Below are 16,682 nucleotides of genomic sequence, written 5' to 3'. Positions count from 1 at the left end.
ACAGCGGGCCCGGGAAGACGTACGGGCCAGGAACGTACGGAGACAGGGCGCGCGAGGGCTTGCGGGCTCACAGCCCGGGGACCTGCTGGAACAAGGCGCGCGAGGGCGCACGGGCCGGGACCGTACGGCGGGAGAGCGTACGGTCCCGAGGCCCGCAGCCGTACGATCGCCGGTACGAGCCGCATCCGACACCGACCGCGTCCGAGCAGCCGCTTCGGCCACCGACCGGCCCGGCGGCGCCCGGCCGGCGGCCGGGCCCGCGGAACCCGCCGGTCCGGCCCCGTCCGGTACGCAGACCCATCCCGCCCCGCCCGACTCCTGGAAGTGCACCCCATGACGGACATCGACGACACCACGGCCGGCCTCGTCGCCGAAGGCACCCGCGGTGACGGGCTCGACGCCCGGCTCGTCGTCGACCGCGGTTCCTTCCGCCTCGACATCGCCCTGCGGGCCGCGCCCGGCGACGTCGTCGCCCTGCTGGGCCCCAACGGTGCCGGCAAGACCACGGCCCTGCGCGCCCTCGCCGGGCTGGATCCGCTCACCGGCGGCCATCTGCACCTGGACGGCGTCGCCCTCGACCGCACCGCCCCGGAGTCGCGTCCCGTCGGTGTCGTCTTCCAGGACTACCTGCTCTTCCCGCATCTGTCCGCCCTGGACAATGTGGCCTTCGGCCCGCGCTGCCAGGGCGCGGGCAAGGCCGCGGCGCGCGCGCTGGCCGCCGACTGGCTGGAGCGCATGGGTCTGGCGGAGCACGCGGCGGCCAAGCCCCGCAGGCTGTCCGGCGGCCAGGCCCAGCGGGTCGCGGTGGCCCGGGCCCTGGCCACCAGCCCCCGGCTGCTGCTCCTCGACGAACCGCTGGCCGCCCTCGACGCCCGCACCCGGCTGGAGGTGCGCGCCCAACTCCGCCGCCACCTGGCTGAGTTCGAGGCGGTCGCGGTCCTGGTGACGCACGACCCGCTGGACGCCATGGTGCTGGCCGACCGGCTCGTCGTGGTCGAGCACGGCCGTCTGGTCCAGGAGGGCTCGCCCACCGAGATCGCCCGCCGTCCGCGCACGGACTACATCGCGCATCTGGTCGGCCTCAACCTCTACCGGGGGCGAGCGGACGGCCACACGGTACGGCTGGACGACGGCCCGGCGATCACCACGACCGAGGACCTGTCGGGCCCGGTATTCGTGGCCTTCCCGCCGAGCGCCGTCACCCTCCACCGGGACCGCCCCACCGGCTCCAGCGCCCGCAACCTCTGGCGCTGCGAGGTGGTCGGCCTGGAGACGCACGGCGACCAGATCCGCGCCGATCTCGGCGGTGAGCTGTCCGTCGCCGCCGACCTCACCACGGTCGCCGCCGCGGAACTCGGCCTGCAGCCCGGCACGCCGGTCTGGGCGACGGTCAAGGCGGCGCAGACCCACGCCTACCCGGCCTGAGGCACCGGCTGCGGCTACGGTGGGGACCATCAGGGGTCCATAACCCCCCAATCCCCCACATTCTGCGAGGCCGTCCCATGAGCCTGAGCATCCGCAACCAGCTCCCCGGCACCGTCACCGCCGTCACCCCGGGCGAGGCGATGGCCACGGTGAAGGTCCGTCTGACCGGCGGTCAGGACCTGACCGCCGCGATCACCCTGGAGGCCGCCGAGGACCTCGGCCTGACCACGGGCTCCACGGTGCGCGCCCTGGTGAAGTCGACGGAGGTCGCCCTGGCCACCGCACCCGTCGAGCGCGTCTCGATCCGCAACCAGCTGTCCGGGACCGTCACCGGTATCGCCACCGGCGGAGCGATGGCCGCGGTGAAGATCGCGGTCGAAGGCGGTGAACTGACCTCGGCCATCACCGAGGAGTCCGTCACCGACCTGGGCCTGGCGGCCGGCTCGCCCGTCTTCGCCCTGATCAAGTCGACCGAGGTGTCCTTGGCGACGGCCTGAGAACGCCGTCCGGCCGCCCTTCTTCCGCCGCCGATGGCGTCGCAGACCGGTCTCGCACGCGTCCGGGCTCCCGGTCTCGCACAGGTCCGGGCTCCCGATCCCGCACGCCTGCGGGCTCCCGTCCCGGCCTCGGACGGGAGCCCGTCACACGCTGACGCTGACGCGCCCGCCCGGTTCAGTCCGCGTACGCGTCCAGCGGCGGGCAGGAGCAGACCAGGTTCCGGTCGCCGAACGCCTGGTCGATCCGGCGCACCGGCGGCCAGTACTTGTCGGCGGCCGAGACACCGGCGGGGAAGACGGCCTCCGCACGGCTGTAGGCGTGCGCCCAGTCGCCGCCGAGCGCGGCCGCGGTGTGCGGGGCGTTGCGCAGCGGGTTGTCGTCCGCGGGCCACTCACCGGCACCGACCTTGTCGATCTCCGTACGGATCGCGATCATCGCCTCACAGAACCGGTCGAGCTCGATCAGGTCTTCCGATTCGGTCGGTTCGATCATCAGCGTGCCGGCCACCGGGAACGACATCGTCGGCGCGTGGAAGCCGTAGTCGATCAGCCGCTTGGCCACGTCGTCCACGCTCACACCGGTCGCCTTGGTCAGCGGCCGCAGGTCGATGATGCACTCGTGCGCGACCAGGCCGCCGGGACCCGTGTAGAGCACCGGGTAGTGGGGCTCAAGCCGCTTGGCGATGTAGTTGGCGGCCAGCACGGCCACCTGCGTGGCCCGCTTCAGCCCCGCGCCGCCCATGAGCCGGACGTACGCCCAGGAGATGGGCAGTATCCCCGCCGAACCCCACGGAGCGGCCGAGATCGGGCCGACGCCCGTCTCCGGACCTGCGGCGGGCTGGAGCGGGTGGTTCGGCAGGTACGGCGCCAGGTGCGAGCGGACGCCCACGGGGCCCACGCCGGGACCGCCGCCGCCGTGCGGGATGCAGAACGTCTTGTGCAGGTTGAGGTGCGAGACGTCACCGCCGAAGTGGCCCGGCTTGGCGAGCCCGACGAGGGCGTTGAGGTTGGCGCCATCCACGTACACCTGGCCGCCGGCCTCGTGCACCTGGGCGCAGATGTCGGCGACGTGCTCCTCGAAGACGCCGTGCGTCGACGGATACGTGATCATCAGCACCGCCAGCTCGTCGCGGTACTGCTCGATCTTCGCCCGCAGGTCCGCGACGTCGATCTCGCCGTCCTCGGCGGTCTTCACGACGACGACCTTCATCCCGGCCATCACCGCGCTGGCGGCGTTGGTGCCGTGCGCGGAGGACGGGATGAGGCAGACGACGCGCTGGTCGTCGCCGTTGGCCCGGTGATAGCCGCGCACGGTCAGCAGACCGGCCAGCTCGCCCTGCGAACCGGCGTTGGGCTGGAGCGAGACCTTGTCGTACCCGGTGACCTCGGCGAGCCGCTCCTCCAGCTCGTGGATGAGCGTGAGGTAGCCCTGCACCTGCTCGGCGGGCGCGAACGGGTGCAGCTGGCCGAACTCGGGCCAGGTGACCGGTTCCATCTCGGTGGTCGCGTTGAGCTTCATCGTGCAGGAGCCCAGCGGGATCATGCCGCGGTCCAGCGCGTAGTCCCGATCGGCCAGCTTGCGCAGGTAACGCAGCATCGCGGTCTCGGAGCGGTGCTGCTGGAAGACCGGATGGGTCAGGAACTCGTCGGTGCGCAGCAGCGCCTGCGGCAGCGCGTCCTCGGTGGCCGCGTCCAGCGCCTCGACGTCACCCCGCACGCCGAAGGCGGCCCACACGGCACCGAGCCGGGCCCGGGTGGTCGTCTCGTCGCACGCGATGGAGACGTGGTCGGGATCGACGAGGTGCAGGTTGACGCCGTTCTCCCGCGCGGTGGCGACGATCTGCTCGGCGCGGCCCGCGGCTTCGACCGTCAGCGTGTCGAAGTAGGCACCGTGGACGGTCCTGAAACCGCCGCCGGCCAGGCCCGCCGCGAGGATCGCCGCGTAGCGGTGGGTGCGTCGCGCGATGGCACGCAGCCCCTCAGGACCGTGGTAGACGGCGTACATGCCGGCCATCACCGCGAGCAGCACCTGCGCGGTGCAGATGTTGCTGGTGGCCTTCTCCCGCCGGATGTGCTGTTCCCGGGTCTGCAGGGCGAGCCGGTAGGCCCGGTGCCCGTCGGCGTCGACGGAGACGCCCACGAGGCGGCCCGGCAGGCTGCGCGCGAACTTCTCGTGCACGGCCATGTAGCCGGCGTGCGGCCCGCCGAAGCCCATCGGCACACCGAAGCGCTGGGTCGTACCGACGGCGATGTCCGCACCCAGTTCGCCCGGCGACTTCAGCAGCGTGAGAGCGAGCAGGTCGGCGGCGACGGTGACGAGCGCGCCGAGCTCGTGCGCCCGCTCGATGACCGGCTGGATGTCGCGTACGGCGCCGGAGGCACCCGGGTACTGGATCAGTACGCCGTTGATCTCCCGCTCGGCGATCCCGGCGGGGATGCCCTCTTGCAGGTCGGCGACCACGACCTCCACGCCGGTCGGTTCGGCGCGGGTGCGGATCACGGCGACGGTCTGCGGCAGTGTGTCCGCGTCGACCAGGAAGAGGCCCTTCTTGTTCCTGCCCATGCGCCGGGACAGGGCCATCGCCTCGGCCGCGGCCGTGCCCTCGTCGAGCAGGGAGGCACCGGACGTGGGCAGTCCGGTGAGGTCGGCGACCATGGTCTGGAAGTTCAGCAGGGCTTCGAGCCGGCCCTGGGAGATCTCCGGCTGGTAGGGCGTGTAGGCCGTGTACCAGGCCGGGTTCTCCATGACGTTGCGCAGGATGACGGGCGGCGTGAAGGTGCCGTAGTAGCCGAGCCCGATCATCGAACCGACGACCTGGTTGCGGTCCGCGAGGGAACGCAGCTCGGCCAGCACCTCGGCCTCGGTGCGGGCGTCGGGCAGATCGAGCGCGTCGGCGTTCTTGATCACGTCCGGCACCGCGGCGGCGGTCAGCTCGTCGAGCGAGCCGTAACCGACCTGCGCGAGCATCTTCTCCCGCGCCTCCTGGTCGGGCCCGATGTGCCGCTGCTCGAAGGGGGTGCCCTGTTCGAGCTCGGAGAGCGGAGTGCGGTGGGCGGTCATTGCGGAGGCCTCCTGGTCTGACGACCTTCGAGGGGCGCCCCGGCGCGGGCACCCCGACGGCCTCCCCCTCTGTCATCTCGACCTGAGAGCTTCACCGTGCCACCCGAGGCGTCACGGCTTTCCCCGTCGGTGAGAGCGGGAACCGTCAGCACCCGCCCTGCTTTCCAGAGTGACCTCGCCCGTGCGGTACGTGTGCCTGAGAGATTCCGGGGAGGATTTGCTCCTTCGGCGCCTCGGACGATGTCCGGAGGACTCTCCCGCACGGGATCAGCAGCCAATTGCCAGCCTACCAGCGGCGCCATCGGCAGGACCTTCGAGTGGCCGCCGCCTCGTTTCTGCTCTTTTGTAGTGCTTACGCATGATTGCGACCAATGAGGAGGGCCCGTGCAGACCGACATCGATCCGCGCAACCTGATCGGCCGCAAGGCGTTCGACCGCAACGGCACCAAGATCGGCACCATCGACGAGGTGTACCTCGACGACGCCACGGGAGTGCCGGAGTGGGCGGCCATACGGACGGGCCTGTTCTCCAGGGACGCCTTCGTCCCCCTTGAGCCGAGCGAGCTGATCGAGGGCAGTCTGCGCGTCCCCTTCGACCGCGCCCTCATCAAGGACGCCCCCGACTTCGGCGTGGGCCGCCATCTCTCCCCTGAGCAGGAACTCCAGCTCTACCACCACTACGGCCTGGACGTGGCGGCACCGTCACCGCAACCCGACCACGACTTCGGCAAGCTGGCGGGCCAGGACGAGACCTGACGCCGCCCCGGGGCCCCTTCCCCCTCGGCCTCACCCCTGTACGGCCCAACGCCCCGCTGCCTTCCCCGCTCCCTTCCTCGTCCCCCGTCGTCCGTCCTCGGCCTCGCCCTTCGGCACGTCCCACCCCACCGGGGACGTCGCCCACTGGATCCGTCGCATCGTGCCCCTCCCAGCACACCGCCGTCTCCGCCCGCCTCGACCCCGGGCAGAGACGGCGGTGCGACCGCCCACGCGGAGTGCCCCTGCTGTCTCCCCCTGGCATGGATAACCCCGCCCCTGCCCTGCCTGCCCCGTCGACCACCGTCTGGCGCGCGCCGGACCCCATGCCGGCACGCTCGGACGGCCCGACGGCTCGCCCCTCGTTCCTCGGTCCCCTTCCCCCTCGGTCCCCTTCTCCCTCAGCCCTCCTCCCTGCCCCTTTCCGCCCCGCTCCGCTCGCCGGGGCCCGTTCAGCCGCGCTCACCCCGCGGCCCTGCCCGGCTCCACGTCAACCGGTCCCCCGCGACGACGGCGACGGCGTCCCCACCACCGGTCCGCCCTCATCCCCCTCAGCCCCCTCCGCTCCCCCGGACAGCAACGGCAACGGATCCGCGGGCTCCAGACCGGGATCGTCGACCCGGAACGTCCGCACCCGGCCCGGCTGCGAGGCGGGTGTCTCGAAGCGCACCGTGACCCGCCCGAGACCGCTGCCCTGCACCCACCCGTGCCCGTACTCGGTGTGCCGCACGTCGTGCCCCGCGGCCCAGTGCCGTTCGGCCGCCGCCGGCCGCTCCTCGACGGGCTCGGCCGCCGTCTCCTCCGATGCCGCGTCGGCCGCCTCCTCCGCCGCCTGGGCGAACAGGTCCTCCTGGGTGTAGTCGGCGAGACCGGAGACGCCCACGCCGAGCAGCCGCACCCCGCCCGTCGTGTCCACGGACTCCAGCAGCCGCATCGCCGCCTCCCGCACCACCACTGGATCGTCCGTGGGCCCCCGCAGCGTCTCCGACCTGGTCAGCGTGGAGAAGTCGTACCGCCGCACCTTCAGCACGATGGTCCGCCCCGACAGCCCCGCCGCGCGCAGCCGCCGCACGCACCGGCCGGCCAACCGCTGCACCTCCAGGCCGACCCGGAGACGATCGTGGATGTCGACGTCGTACGTGTCCTCGACGGACACCGACTTCGTCTCCCGCTCGGCCACCACCGGCCGCTCGTCATGCGCCAGCGCCATGGCGTACAGGGCGTGACCGTGGGCCTTGCCCAGCAGCCGCACCAACTCGTCCTCACCGGCCTCGGCGAGATCCTCGACCGTCGAGATCCCGGCCCGCCGCAGGTGGTCACCGGTGGCCGGTCCCACCCCCGGCAGGGTCCGCACCGGCAGCGGGGAGAGCAGCGCGCGCTCGGTGCCCGGTTCGATCAGCAGCAGGCCGTCGGGCTTGGCCTGCTCCGAGGCGATCTTCGCGAGCATCTTCGAGGCGGCGAGCCCCACCGAACCGGTGAGTCCGGTGCCCGTCCGTATGTCCGCGCGCAGCTTCACCCCGGCCAGCCTGGCCGACTCCGCGTCCCAGGCCGTCCCCCCGGCCTCCAGGTCCACGAACGCCTCGTCCAGGCTCAGCGGCTCCACCAGCGGGGACAGCTCCCGCAGCAACGCCATCACCTGCTCGCTGACCGACCGGTACAGTCCGAAGCGCGGCACGAGGTAGGCGGCATGGGGGGCCAGCCGGCGCGCCTGGGCCATGGGCATCGCCGAGCGGACCCCGAAGGTCCGTGCCTCGTACGAGGCGGTGGCGACCACCCCGCGCGGCCCGAGTCCGCCCACGACGACGGCCTTCCCACGCAGGCTCGGCTTGGACGCCTGCTCCACCGAGGCGAAGAAGGCATCCATGTCGAGATGCAGGATCGTGGGCACGTTTCGCACATCTCCGATGCTGCACCACGGCACTGACATCGTCCCGCCGCCGGAGGGCGACACGGCCCCGGATCCCCTGAGTAAGGCCGCTCGGACCGCCGCGGTCATGCTGTCAAGCCGCCCGGTCGGGCAGCTCAGACCGCCCGGTTGCGCCGCCTGGCCAGCTCGTCCGCGGGATTGTGCCCGACCAGGGTCTCCCCGGTGTCGATGCGCTCCCCGTGCAGTTGGGAAAGCGCACTCTCCACGTCCCGCCAGACCACGCCCACGGCGATCCCGAAGACGCCCTGACCGCCCTGGAGCAGGGCGTGGACCTCGTCCGGCGAAGTGCACTCGTAGACCGTGGCACCGTCGCTCATCAGCGTCAGGCGCTCCAGGTCACGGAAACCGCGTTCCCTGAGGTGCCGGACGGCGCCGCGGATGTTCTGCAACGACACGCCGGTGTCCAGGAACCGCTTGACGATCTTCAGGACGACGACGTCCCGGAAGCTGTAGAGGCGCTGCGTACCCGATCCGTAGGCGGGTCGCACACTGGGCTCGACGAGACCCGTGCGGGCCCAGTAGTCGAGTTGCCGATAGGTGATGCCGGCCGCCGCGCAGGCCGTGGGCCCCCGGTAACCGATCTGTTCGGACGTCATGGCCGCCGCCCCTCCACCACTGAGTACGGCCGTCGGCCGTTGCGCGGCGTGATCGGCCGCACCGCTGCCGGGAGGGGTGGGCTCCCCGCTGGAACGGAGCCGTGAGTTCGAGGGAGCGAACGGACCGCTCTCCCCGAAACCGTGTCCGGGGGCACCCCCAGCCGTACCGTCGCCGCTGCTTCTCACGCCGACCTCCGTCCTTGACCTGCCTTCACGACGGTAGGCAGTCACCAGGGGTGCGTCAACGATCGCCACACTCGGCACGCCGAGTGATAATCACCCTAGGAGTGGTTTCCCGTACCCCACCGCGGGGAAAGGCTAGCCGAATGCGCTCGCGGGGGTTCGAAGGACGCTCTCAAAGGCCCCTGGCAATTGCCCCGGCAACGGCTCGTCACGGGCCGTGAACCGGCCCGGCGCCGGCCCCGAAGGGGCGGCTCACTGGCTGCTGGTACCGAAGTCCTCGGGCGAGATCTGGTCGAGGAACTCACGGAACTTCTCCACCTCGTCCTCCTGCTCGTCCGGAATGGCGATGCCCGCGTCGTCGAGCACCGTGTCACTGCCGTAGATCGGCGTTCCCGTGCGCAGGGCCAGCGCTATGGCATCGGACGGGCGGGCACTGACCTCCACGCCGCTGGCGAACACCAGCTCCGCGTAGAAGACGCCCTCACGCAGATCCGTGATGCGCACTTCGGTGAGCTCCTGGCCGACGGCTTCCAGCACGTCCTTGAACAGGTCGTGGGTCAGCGGCCGTGCGGGAGCCATCCCCTGCTGGGCGAAGGCGATCGCGGTCGCCTCCCCCGGCCCGATCCAGATGGGGAGGTACCGGTCGCCGCCCACTTCACGCAGGAGCACGATCGGTTGGTTGGAGGGCATCTCGACCCGGACACCTACGACATCGAGCTCGTTCACACAGCAACCCTAGGCCGTGCCCGGGACGTTTGGGTAGTCGGGCAGAGAACGGGTGCACGATCCGGCCGACGGAACGCCGTGCCGTTCGCCGTCGGAACGCCGTGCCGCTCAGGGCAGCCGGACGCCCAGCGCGATCTTCACCAGCGCCGTGTGCAGCCTGACGGTGAGCGCCGCCAGCTCCTTCGTACGGGCCTCGGCGTGGGCTCTGGTCTGCGGGTTCCGATGGCGCTTCAGTGGGGCCACCACCTGGTCGACGAGGCCCGCCTCGCGGTCGGCGGCGGCCTTCATCACCCGAAGGTGACGCGGCTCGATACCGAACCGTCCCAACTCGGAGACAAGGGAGGCCACGGTGACCGCCTCCGCGTCGTACGTCCCGTCCTCCAGTGGAGCGACGAGCCCGTACGATTCCCATTCCTTGAGATCGTTCTCGTCGATCTCCGCCGCCGCGAGCAGTTCGGCGCGTCCGATCCGGGCCGGCACGGGCGCCTCGGCGGGCTCCAGGACGTCCTCACCGTCCCGCTGGCGCCCCACCACGGGAAGCTGTACGGCCTCGCCGCGCTCCATGGCGTCGAGGTGCTCCCGGATCACCTTGAGCGGCAGGTAGTGGTCCCGCTGCATCCGCAGGACATGGCCCAGACGCTCGACGTCCCCCGCGCTGAACTTGCGGTACCCCGAGGGGGTCCGCTGCGGCTCGACGAGGCCCTCCGACTCCAGGAAGCGGATCTTGGAGACGGTGACCTCGGGGAACTCGCCACGCAGCGCGTTCAGCACCGCGCCGATGCTCATCAGCCCGCTGTCCCTGGCGGCGGTACCGTGCCCGGCACCGCCGCGCGGTGATTGAAGCATGGACCTTCCCTGGAGTTCCCCCGGACCCGGTCCGGGGGAACGGTCAGATGCCGTGCCGGCTCGCGTAGAAGACCAACCGGTACTTACCGATCTGCACCTCGTCACCGTTGGACAGACCGACCTGGTCGATCCGCTCCCGGTTGACGTACGTGCCGTTCAGGCTGCCCACGTCCGCCACCGTGAACGAACCGTCGGCTCCGCGCCGGAACTCCACGTGACGGCGCGAGACCGTCACGTCGTCCAGGAAGATGTCGCTCTGCGGGTGACGGCCGGCCGTGGTCAGGTCCCCGTCCAGCAGGAAGCGGCTGCCCGAGTTCGGGCCGCGGCGGACCACCAGGAGCGCCGAGCCGACCGGCAGCGCGTCGACGGCCGCCTGCGCCTCCGGAGAGAGCGACGGCATCTGCGTCTGCCCGGTGACCTCGGCGTCGTACGCCTCCAGACCGGAGATGGAGATCGTGGACGTCGTCTCCGACGACCGCTCGGGGACGGCGCCCGCACGCAAGGGTGCACCACAATTGGAACAGAACCGGGCGTTCTCCGCGTTCCGGTTACCGCACCTCGTACATACCAGGATCGACATGGACGGATCCTCCTGCCGCGGCTGCCCCACCGGGGCGTTGGACGCGTACGGGCCGGGAGTAAACCCTCCACCCGTACTTGAGGTTGACGGTTGCCCGAAACCTATGCCGCCGGACTGGGCAGGGTCAACAGACGGCGCGCCCTGACCTCCGGAAATGTCACCGCCCGGGCCAGCCACCTGGTCCCGGAACATCGGGCGCTGGCCCTCTGCGTCAGGCTGTGCACGATGGCGAGCGGTCGCGCTGCCGCTGCCCTCTCGCGCGCTCTTGCCGAACAACTTCGCAAACAACTTCACGGGCGATTCCCCTTGACCGAAACAGACCCGCCCGTGGGGCAGGACGAACCCTGATTCCATACACCGGTCGACCCGGACATCCTCACAACGTCCGTATCCACCAAACAGTTTCCATCACGCACCAAGCCTTCGATGCGCCGACCCCCCGCAACCTCATGCCCCTGCCGGACCTCCCGCATGCACCATCGATTCACTGGGAGGACGACCGAGCGTAGTCAGGCTCCTTCGCCGGTCGCAAGGCGTCAACAATGATCTTGTCCGAACGCTCGACCGCCACGGTGGCCTGCTCCTTCTCAAGAGTCTGCACCACACCTCCGGGGATGTTGAGCGCCGGTTCGAGATCCTGCGGCTTGCCGATGACCTTGAAACGATAGGGAGCGTTGATCTTGTTCCCGTCGACGCTCACGCCGTCGCCGGAGTCCGAGAGATAGCTGCCGGCGACAATGCGTACGGCGTTGACCTGGACCGCCTCCGCGCCGGCCGCGCGCAACTCCTGGATCGCGTCGAGCAGCATGTCTGCCTTGACCGTCCCTTTCGTGTCGCTGATCGTCATCGTGATGCCGGGGCCCTGCGCCGCCACGGTGCCCGCCAGAATGCCGAGTTGCCGCTCCTTCTCGGCCGTCTGCCTGCGTGCCTCCTCGGCCTGGTCCGAGCTGTTCTCCAGCTCCTGACGCTGCTGTTCGAGTCCCGTCTTCTCGTCTTCAAGACGCTGAGTTCGGTTGTCCAGTTCATCGAGGATGCGTACGAGATCTTCCTGGCGGGCGCCGCGCAGCGCACTGTCGGTGTCACTGTTCGACGCCACCTGGACGGCCAGGCCGAAGCCCAGGCCGAACAGCAGCAGGGCAACGATGAGTTGGGCCCGGGAGACCCGCGGCGGCCAGAGGCCGTCGACAAGGCGCTGACGGCCGGTCAGCTCGGGCCTGCTCTTCTCGTGCCGTGGCTCTCCCGCCTCGGGCCCCGGTGCGGGCACCTCGTCGGGGAGCGCCCGGCGCAGCCTGTACTCCGGCCGTTCGTTCGGATCGGTCATCGGCCTCACGCCCGGAACACGTGCCGCCGGATGGCCGCGGCGTTGGAGAAAATACGGATCCCGAGGACCACGACGACGCCCGTGGAGAGCTGCGCGCCCACCCCCAACTTGTCGCCCAGGAACACGATCAGGGCGGCCACCACCACGTTCGACAGGAACGACACCACGAAGACCTTGTCGTCGAAGATGCCGTCCAGCATGGCCCGGAGTCCGCCGAAGACGGCGTCCAGCGCCGCGACCACGGCGATCGGCAGATAAGGCTCGACGACCGCCGGAACCTCCGGACGAACCAACAGGCCGGCCACGACTCCCACGACGAGGCCCAGTACCGCGATCACGATGTGCCCTTCTCAGTGCTCGGCTGTGCTGTACGTACGATCACACTCGGTGCGGCGGGCAGCTGGAGGTCGTTCACCACCGAGATGTCGGCCCGAACGCCGAAGTTTTCCTCAAGGGCGTGCAGATACAGCCCGTCGGCGCCGTTCTGGAACCTGGTGCCGAGCCGGTCCCCGTCCCCCACCGCCAGCACCGTGTAGGGCGGCACCAGCGGTTTGTTGTCGACCAGTATCGCGTCGCCGGCCGCTCTGATCGCGGACAGGGCGGTCAGCCGCTGCCCGTTGACGGAGACGGCCTCGGCACCGGCCGCCCACAGTCCGTTGACGACGCGCTGCATGTCACGGTCGCGCACCCGGCCGGTGTCCGAGAATCCAGCGGTCGTGCGGGGATTTCCGTCGCCGCCCGTGCTGGCTTCCTTGGCGTCGTTCACGACGAGCTGCACTCCGGGGCCGTGCACCGCGGTGGCGCCCGACAGGATCCCCACCAGATCCGCCGTCTCGCTGCCGCCGCTCTGCCTCAGGGCCGCCCGCTGCCGGGTGCTCACGTCGCCACGGAGTCGGTCGACGCTGCCCTCCAGCTTGTCCGCGCTCTCCGTCTCCCGGTCGATCCGGTCGATGAGCTCCTGCCGCTCCTTGGCGACCACGGGTGCCGCCACCCGCGCCTGTGCGGCTCCGACGGTCACGACCAGCGCGGCGAGCACCAGACCGCCGGCCAGGCCGAGCTTCGCCCGGAGGGTCTTCGGCATGCCGCCCGCCGCACCCTGGGACTTCCTGCGCTCGGCGGCCTCGGCGTACCCGTCGTCGAGGCTGTGGTCCATGACGTTGGTGATCAACGACATGGAGGCGTCCGGGCGCACGGGCCGCACGGCCGGTGTGCTCCGAACGGGGGGTTGCTGCGGCATGCCGCACATCGTCGCACGTCGGGAGCAGTTCCTCCGAATGGCCCCACCGGCGTGCCGGACAGGCCCCCTTGGGGGACACTTGTCCGGCACGCGCGCGTACTGGGGGTTTTACCGTCCGGCGCTGTCCACGACGGCCGACCACTCGTCGAGCAGGGCCTGGGCGGACTGGTCGTCCGGCCCCTCCGCCCACAGGTGGGTGACCGCCTCGGCCGGATCGGGCAGGACCATCACCCAGCGTCCGTCCGTCTCCACGACCCGGACCCCGTCCGTGGTGTCGACGAAGCGCTCTCCCGCCTCCTCGACGACCCGCCGCATCACCAGGCCCTTGACGGCCCACGGGGTGGCCAGATCGCGCTTGAGGACGTGTGCCCGCGGGATCCGCGCGTCGATCTGGCTGAGCGTGAGCTGCGTCCGGGCCACCAGCCCGATCAGCCGTACGAAGGCCGCCGTACCGTCGTAGACGCCGCTGAACTCCGGAACGATGAAGCCGCCCTTGCCGTCACCGCCGAAGATCGTTCCTTCTTCACGCCCCACGCGCGTGAGGTCGTCGGGGGACGTCGTGGTCCACTCGACCTGTGTGCCGTGGTACGCGGCCACCTGCTCCGCGATCCGGGTCGTGGTCACCGGCAACGCCACCCGGCCGCTGCGCCGCTCAGCGGCCACCAGGTCGAGCATCACGAGCAGCGCCCGGTCGTCCTCGATGATGCGGCCCTTCTCGTCGACGAGGGACAGCCGCTCGCCCACGGGGTCGAACCGGACACCGAACGCGGCTCCGGAGGACGCCACGATCTCGCCCAACCGCACCAGCCCCGCCCTGCGCATGTCACCGGTCTCCGTGGGCCGGGCCTCGTCCAGACCGGGATTGATGGTCAGCGAGTCCACTCGGAGCTTGCCGAGCAGGCTGGGCAGCACCAGGCCCGCACTGCCGTTGGAGGCGTCCACGACGACCTTGAGCCCGGATTCGGCGATCCCTGTCGTGTCGACGTTCCGCAGCAGCGACCCGGTGTACGAGTCGAAGACGCTGGCCGGGAAGTGCAGGTCACCGATCTCCCCGGGGAACGCCCGCCGGTACTCCTGCCGGGCGAACACCCGGTCGAGCTTCCGCTGGCTCCCCTGCGACAGGTCGGCACCCTGGCCGTCGAAGAACATGATGTCGACGGAGTCCGGCACCCCCGGCGTGGTCCGGATCATGATCCCGCCGGCGCTGCCCCGCGCGGTCTGCTGCCGCGCCACCGGCAGCGGCACGTTCTCCAGGTCCCGTACGTCGATGGCGCTGGCCTGGAGTGCTGAGATCACCGCACGCTTGAGGGCACGCGCACCACGCGAGTGGTCGCGGGCCGTGGTGACGGTCGCCCCCTTCTTGAGGGTCGTCGCGTACGCGCCGGCCAGCCGAACGGCGAGTTCCGGCGTGATCTCCACGTTGAGGATCCCGGACACACCCCGGGCACCGAAAAGATGCGCCTGCCCGCGGGACTCCCAGATCACGGACGTGTTGACGAAGGCGCCCGCCTCGATGGTCTTGAACGGGTAGACCCGCACATTGCCCTGAACGATCGATTCTTCACCGATCAGGCACTCGTCACCGATGACCGCGCCGTCCTCGATCCGGGCCGCACGCATGATGTCGGTGTTCTTGCCGACGACGCAGCCACGCAGGTTGCTGTGCTGTCCGACGTAGACGTTGTCGTGCACGACGGCCCGGTGCAGGAACGCCCCGCTCTTCACCACGACATTGGATCCGACGACCGTGTGCTCCCGAATTTCCGCGCCGGCCTCCACCTTGGCGTAGTCGCCGATGTAGAGCGGCCCGCGCAGCACGGCGTCCGCATGCACCTCCGCGCCCTCGGCGACCCACACCCCCGGGGAGATCTCGAATCCGTCGATCTCCACGTCGACCTTGCCTTCGAGGACGTCGGCCTGCGCCTTCACGTACGACTCGTGAGTGCCGACGTCCTCCCAGTAGCCCTCGGCGACGTATCCGAAGACCGGCTTGCCCTCCTTCATCAGCTGCGGGAAGACATCACCGGACCAGTCGACGGGAACGTCGGGCTCCACGTAGTCGAAGACCTCGGGCTCCATGACGTAGATGCCCGTGTTCACCGTGTCGGAGAAGACCTGCCCCCAGGTCGGCTTCTCCAGGAATCTCTCGACCTTGCCCTCTTCGTCGACGATGGTGATCCCGAACTCCAGCGGATTGGGCACCCTCGTCAGACACACCGTGACGAGCGCACCCTTTTCCTTGTGGAAGTTGATCAGGTCGGTGAGGTTGAAGTCGGTCAGGGCGTCGCCTGAGATGACCAGGAAAGCATCGTCCTTCAACGCCTCTTCGGCGTTCTTGACGCTTCCGGCGGTACCGAGTGGCTTCTCCTCATTGGCGTACGTGAGCTCCATTCCGAGCTCTTCACCGTCACCGAAATAGTTCTTGACGAGCGAGGCCAGGAACTGCACGGTGACGACGGTCTCGGTGAGCCCATGCCTTTTGAGCAGCCGCAGAACGTGCTCCATGATCGGGCGGTTCACCACGGGCAGGAGCGGTTTGGGCATGCTTGAGGTCATCGGGCGAAGACGAGTGCCTTCACCACCGGCCATCACGACGGCCTTCATGTCGGAAGCGTCCTCCTCCAAGAGACGACGGTCTAGCCGACTTCACCCGTCAAGATTGTCCCGCACTTTGCCGTCACGGGCCATCGAGCCACTACGTCGGGGCAATCGTCGAGCTCAATCGGCCATGGCGTCCGCGCGGACCAGACGGCGGACTTGAACCACGTAGAGCACTCCTGCCCACCAGTACAGCGTTGTACCCCATCCTGCGAACGCCCATCCGAAAATAGCAGCGAGTGACGAGATCCAACCACTTCCGTCACTGAGCAGGAGCAGCGGGAAGGCGTACATCAGATTGAAGGTCGCGGCCTTGCCCAGGAAGTTCACCTGGGGCGGAGGGTAACCATGACGCCGGAGGATGCCCACCATCACCAGGAGGACCAACTCTCTCGCCACTAGTACGGCCGTCAACCAGATGGGCAGGATCTCACGCCAGGTGAGGCCGGCCAGGGTCGACAGAATGTAGAGCCGGTCGGCGGCCGGGTCGAGAAGCCGACCCAGGCTGCTGATCTGGTTCCAGCGCCGCGCGAGCTTGCCGTCGAGGTAATCACTGACCCCGCTCAGTGCGAGCACCAACAGCGCCCAGCCGTCGCTCTTGGGCCCCCCGAACTCGGGCCTGAGGATCAACCACAGGAAGAGGGGTACGCCGAGGAGGCGCGCCATGCTGAGGATGTTCGGGATGGTGAGAACCCGGTCAGTCTGGATACGGGTCTCCTGGACCTCCACCCGGGGGCCTCCTGTGGGAAATGAACCAACGATGCTCCCTGACCCTACCTCAACGCAAAAAAGCTCTGGCTCTCGGGCTGCCTGCCCAAGAGCCAGAGCTTCAAAGGAAGTTCGGCGGCGTCCTACTCTCCCACAGGGTCCCCCCTGCAGTACCATCGGCGCTGTAAGGCTTAGCTTCCGGGTTCGGAATGTAACCGGGCGTT

At 69.9% G+C, this 16,682-nt stretch carries 14 protein-coding genes, 1 rRNA gene and 1 riboswitch; of the genes, 3 read left to right on the top strand and 12 right to left on the bottom strand.

All coding sequences use genetic code 11. From position 1 onward, the window contains the following. The first annotated feature begins 333 nt into the window (after positions 1–333). On the top strand, positions 334–1,425 hold the full coding sequence (locus ACFC09_RS39395; protein ID WP_376536758.1) for an ABC transporter ATP-binding protein: 1,092 nt from the start codon (positions 334–336) through the stop codon (positions 1,423–1,425). A gap of 77 nt (positions 1,426–1,502) precedes the next feature. Continuing rightward, positions 1,503–1,922 (top strand): molybdopterin-binding protein, encoded by a 420-nt coding sequence (locus ACFC09_RS39390; RefSeq protein ID WP_376536756.1) that lies wholly within the window; start codon positions 1,503–1,505, stop codon positions 1,920–1,922. 175 nt (positions 1,923–2,097) lie between these two features. On the opposite strand, the gene gcvP is transcribed toward ACFC09_RS39390, so the two are convergent. After that, positions 2,098–4,983 carry an aminomethyl-transferring glycine dehydrogenase gene (gene gcvP, locus ACFC09_RS39385; RefSeq protein WP_376536754.1) on the bottom strand — a complete coding sequence of 962 codons (2,886 nt, stop codon included), beginning with the start codon at positions 4,981–4,983 and terminating at the stop codon, positions 2,098–2,100. Positions 4,984–5,157: 174 nt separating this feature from the next. Then, positions 5,158–5,253: riboswitch (glycine riboswitch) on the bottom strand. A gap of 114 nt (positions 5,254–5,367) precedes the next feature. On the opposite strand from gcvP, the gene ACFC09_RS39380 reads away from it, so the two are divergent. Continuing rightward, the gene (locus tag ACFC09_RS39380) at positions 5,368–5,739 is read left to right on the top strand and encodes a PRC-barrel domain-containing protein (RefSeq protein WP_376536752.1); all 372 of its coding nucleotides are present in this window, start codon (positions 5,368–5,370) and stop codon (positions 5,737–5,739) included. 487 nt (positions 5,740–6,226) lie between these two features. Here the strand turns inward: ACFC09_RS39380 and ACFC09_RS39375 are convergent, their stop codons facing one another. The 11 genes from ACFC09_RS39375 to rrf form a co-directional block, all read right to left on the bottom strand. Continuing rightward, entirely contained in the window at positions 6,227–7,633 is a 1,407-nt protein-coding gene (locus ACFC09_RS39375) for a DNA polymerase IV (protein WP_376536750.1), read from the bottom strand. Between the two features lie 125 nt (positions 7,634–7,758). Beyond that, positions 7,759–8,445, bottom strand: a complete 687-nt coding sequence (locus tag ACFC09_RS39370) for a MerR family transcriptional regulator (RefSeq protein WP_376536748.1) — start codon at positions 8,443–8,445, stop codon at positions 7,759–7,761. Between the two features lie 249 nt (positions 8,446–8,694). Then, positions 8,695–9,168, bottom strand: coding sequence for a bifunctional nuclease family protein (locus tag ACFC09_RS39365; RefSeq protein WP_026253112.1), 474 nt, complete (start codon positions 9,166–9,168; stop codon positions 8,695–8,697). 108 nt (positions 9,169–9,276) lie between these two features. After that, positions 9,277–10,014: a MerR family transcriptional regulator gene (locus tag ACFC09_RS39360; protein ID WP_376536745.1), complete on the bottom strand. Its 738-nt coding sequence runs from the start codon at positions 10,012–10,014 to the stop codon at positions 9,277–9,279. A 43-nt stretch (positions 10,015–10,057) separates the two neighbouring features. Next, a complete protein-coding gene (locus tag ACFC09_RS39355) occupies positions 10,058–10,948 on the bottom strand; it encodes an FHA domain-containing protein (protein WP_376536743.1) in 891 nt (296 codons plus the stop codon). Positions 10,949–11,078: 130 nt separating this feature from the next. Continuing rightward, a complete protein-coding gene (locus tag ACFC09_RS39350; protein WP_376536741.1) occupies positions 11,079–11,915 on the bottom strand; it encodes a DUF881 domain-containing protein in 837 nt (278 codons plus the stop codon). A gap of 5 nt (positions 11,916–11,920) precedes the next feature. After that, entirely contained in the window at positions 11,921–12,253 is a 333-nt protein-coding gene (locus tag ACFC09_RS39345; protein WP_003988855.1) for a small basic family protein, read from the bottom strand. Next, on the bottom strand, positions 12,250–13,089 hold the full coding sequence (locus ACFC09_RS39340; protein ID WP_376536818.1) for a DUF881 domain-containing protein: 840 nt from the start codon (positions 13,087–13,089) through the stop codon (positions 12,250–12,252). Before ACFC09_RS39340 ends, ACFC09_RS39345 begins: the two co-directional genes overlap by 4 nt. A 171-nt stretch (positions 13,090–13,260) precedes the next feature. Continuing rightward, the gene (locus ACFC09_RS39335; protein ID WP_376536739.1) at positions 13,261–15,756 is read right to left on the bottom strand and encodes a sugar phosphate nucleotidyltransferase; all 2,496 of its coding nucleotides are present in this window, start codon (positions 15,754–15,756) and stop codon (positions 13,261–13,263) included. A gap of 114 nt (positions 15,757–15,870) precedes the next feature. Further along, positions 15,871–16,479, bottom strand: coding sequence for a CDP-alcohol phosphatidyltransferase family protein (locus ACFC09_RS39330; RefSeq protein ID WP_376536737.1), 609 nt, complete (start codon positions 16,477–16,479; stop codon positions 15,871–15,873). A 109-nt stretch (positions 16,480–16,588) separates the two neighbouring features. Further along, positions 16,589–16,682, bottom strand: a 5S ribosomal RNA gene (gene rrf, locus ACFC09_RS39325); the annotation flags it as partial.

The organism is Streptomyces sp. NPDC056161 (genome assembly GCF_042268025.1).
Lineage (GTDB): Bacteria > Actinomycetota > Actinomycetes > Streptomycetales > Streptomycetaceae > Streptomyces.
The sequence above is the reverse complement of the archived record's forward strand: the minus strand, read 5'-3'. Positions and strand labels throughout refer to the sequence as shown.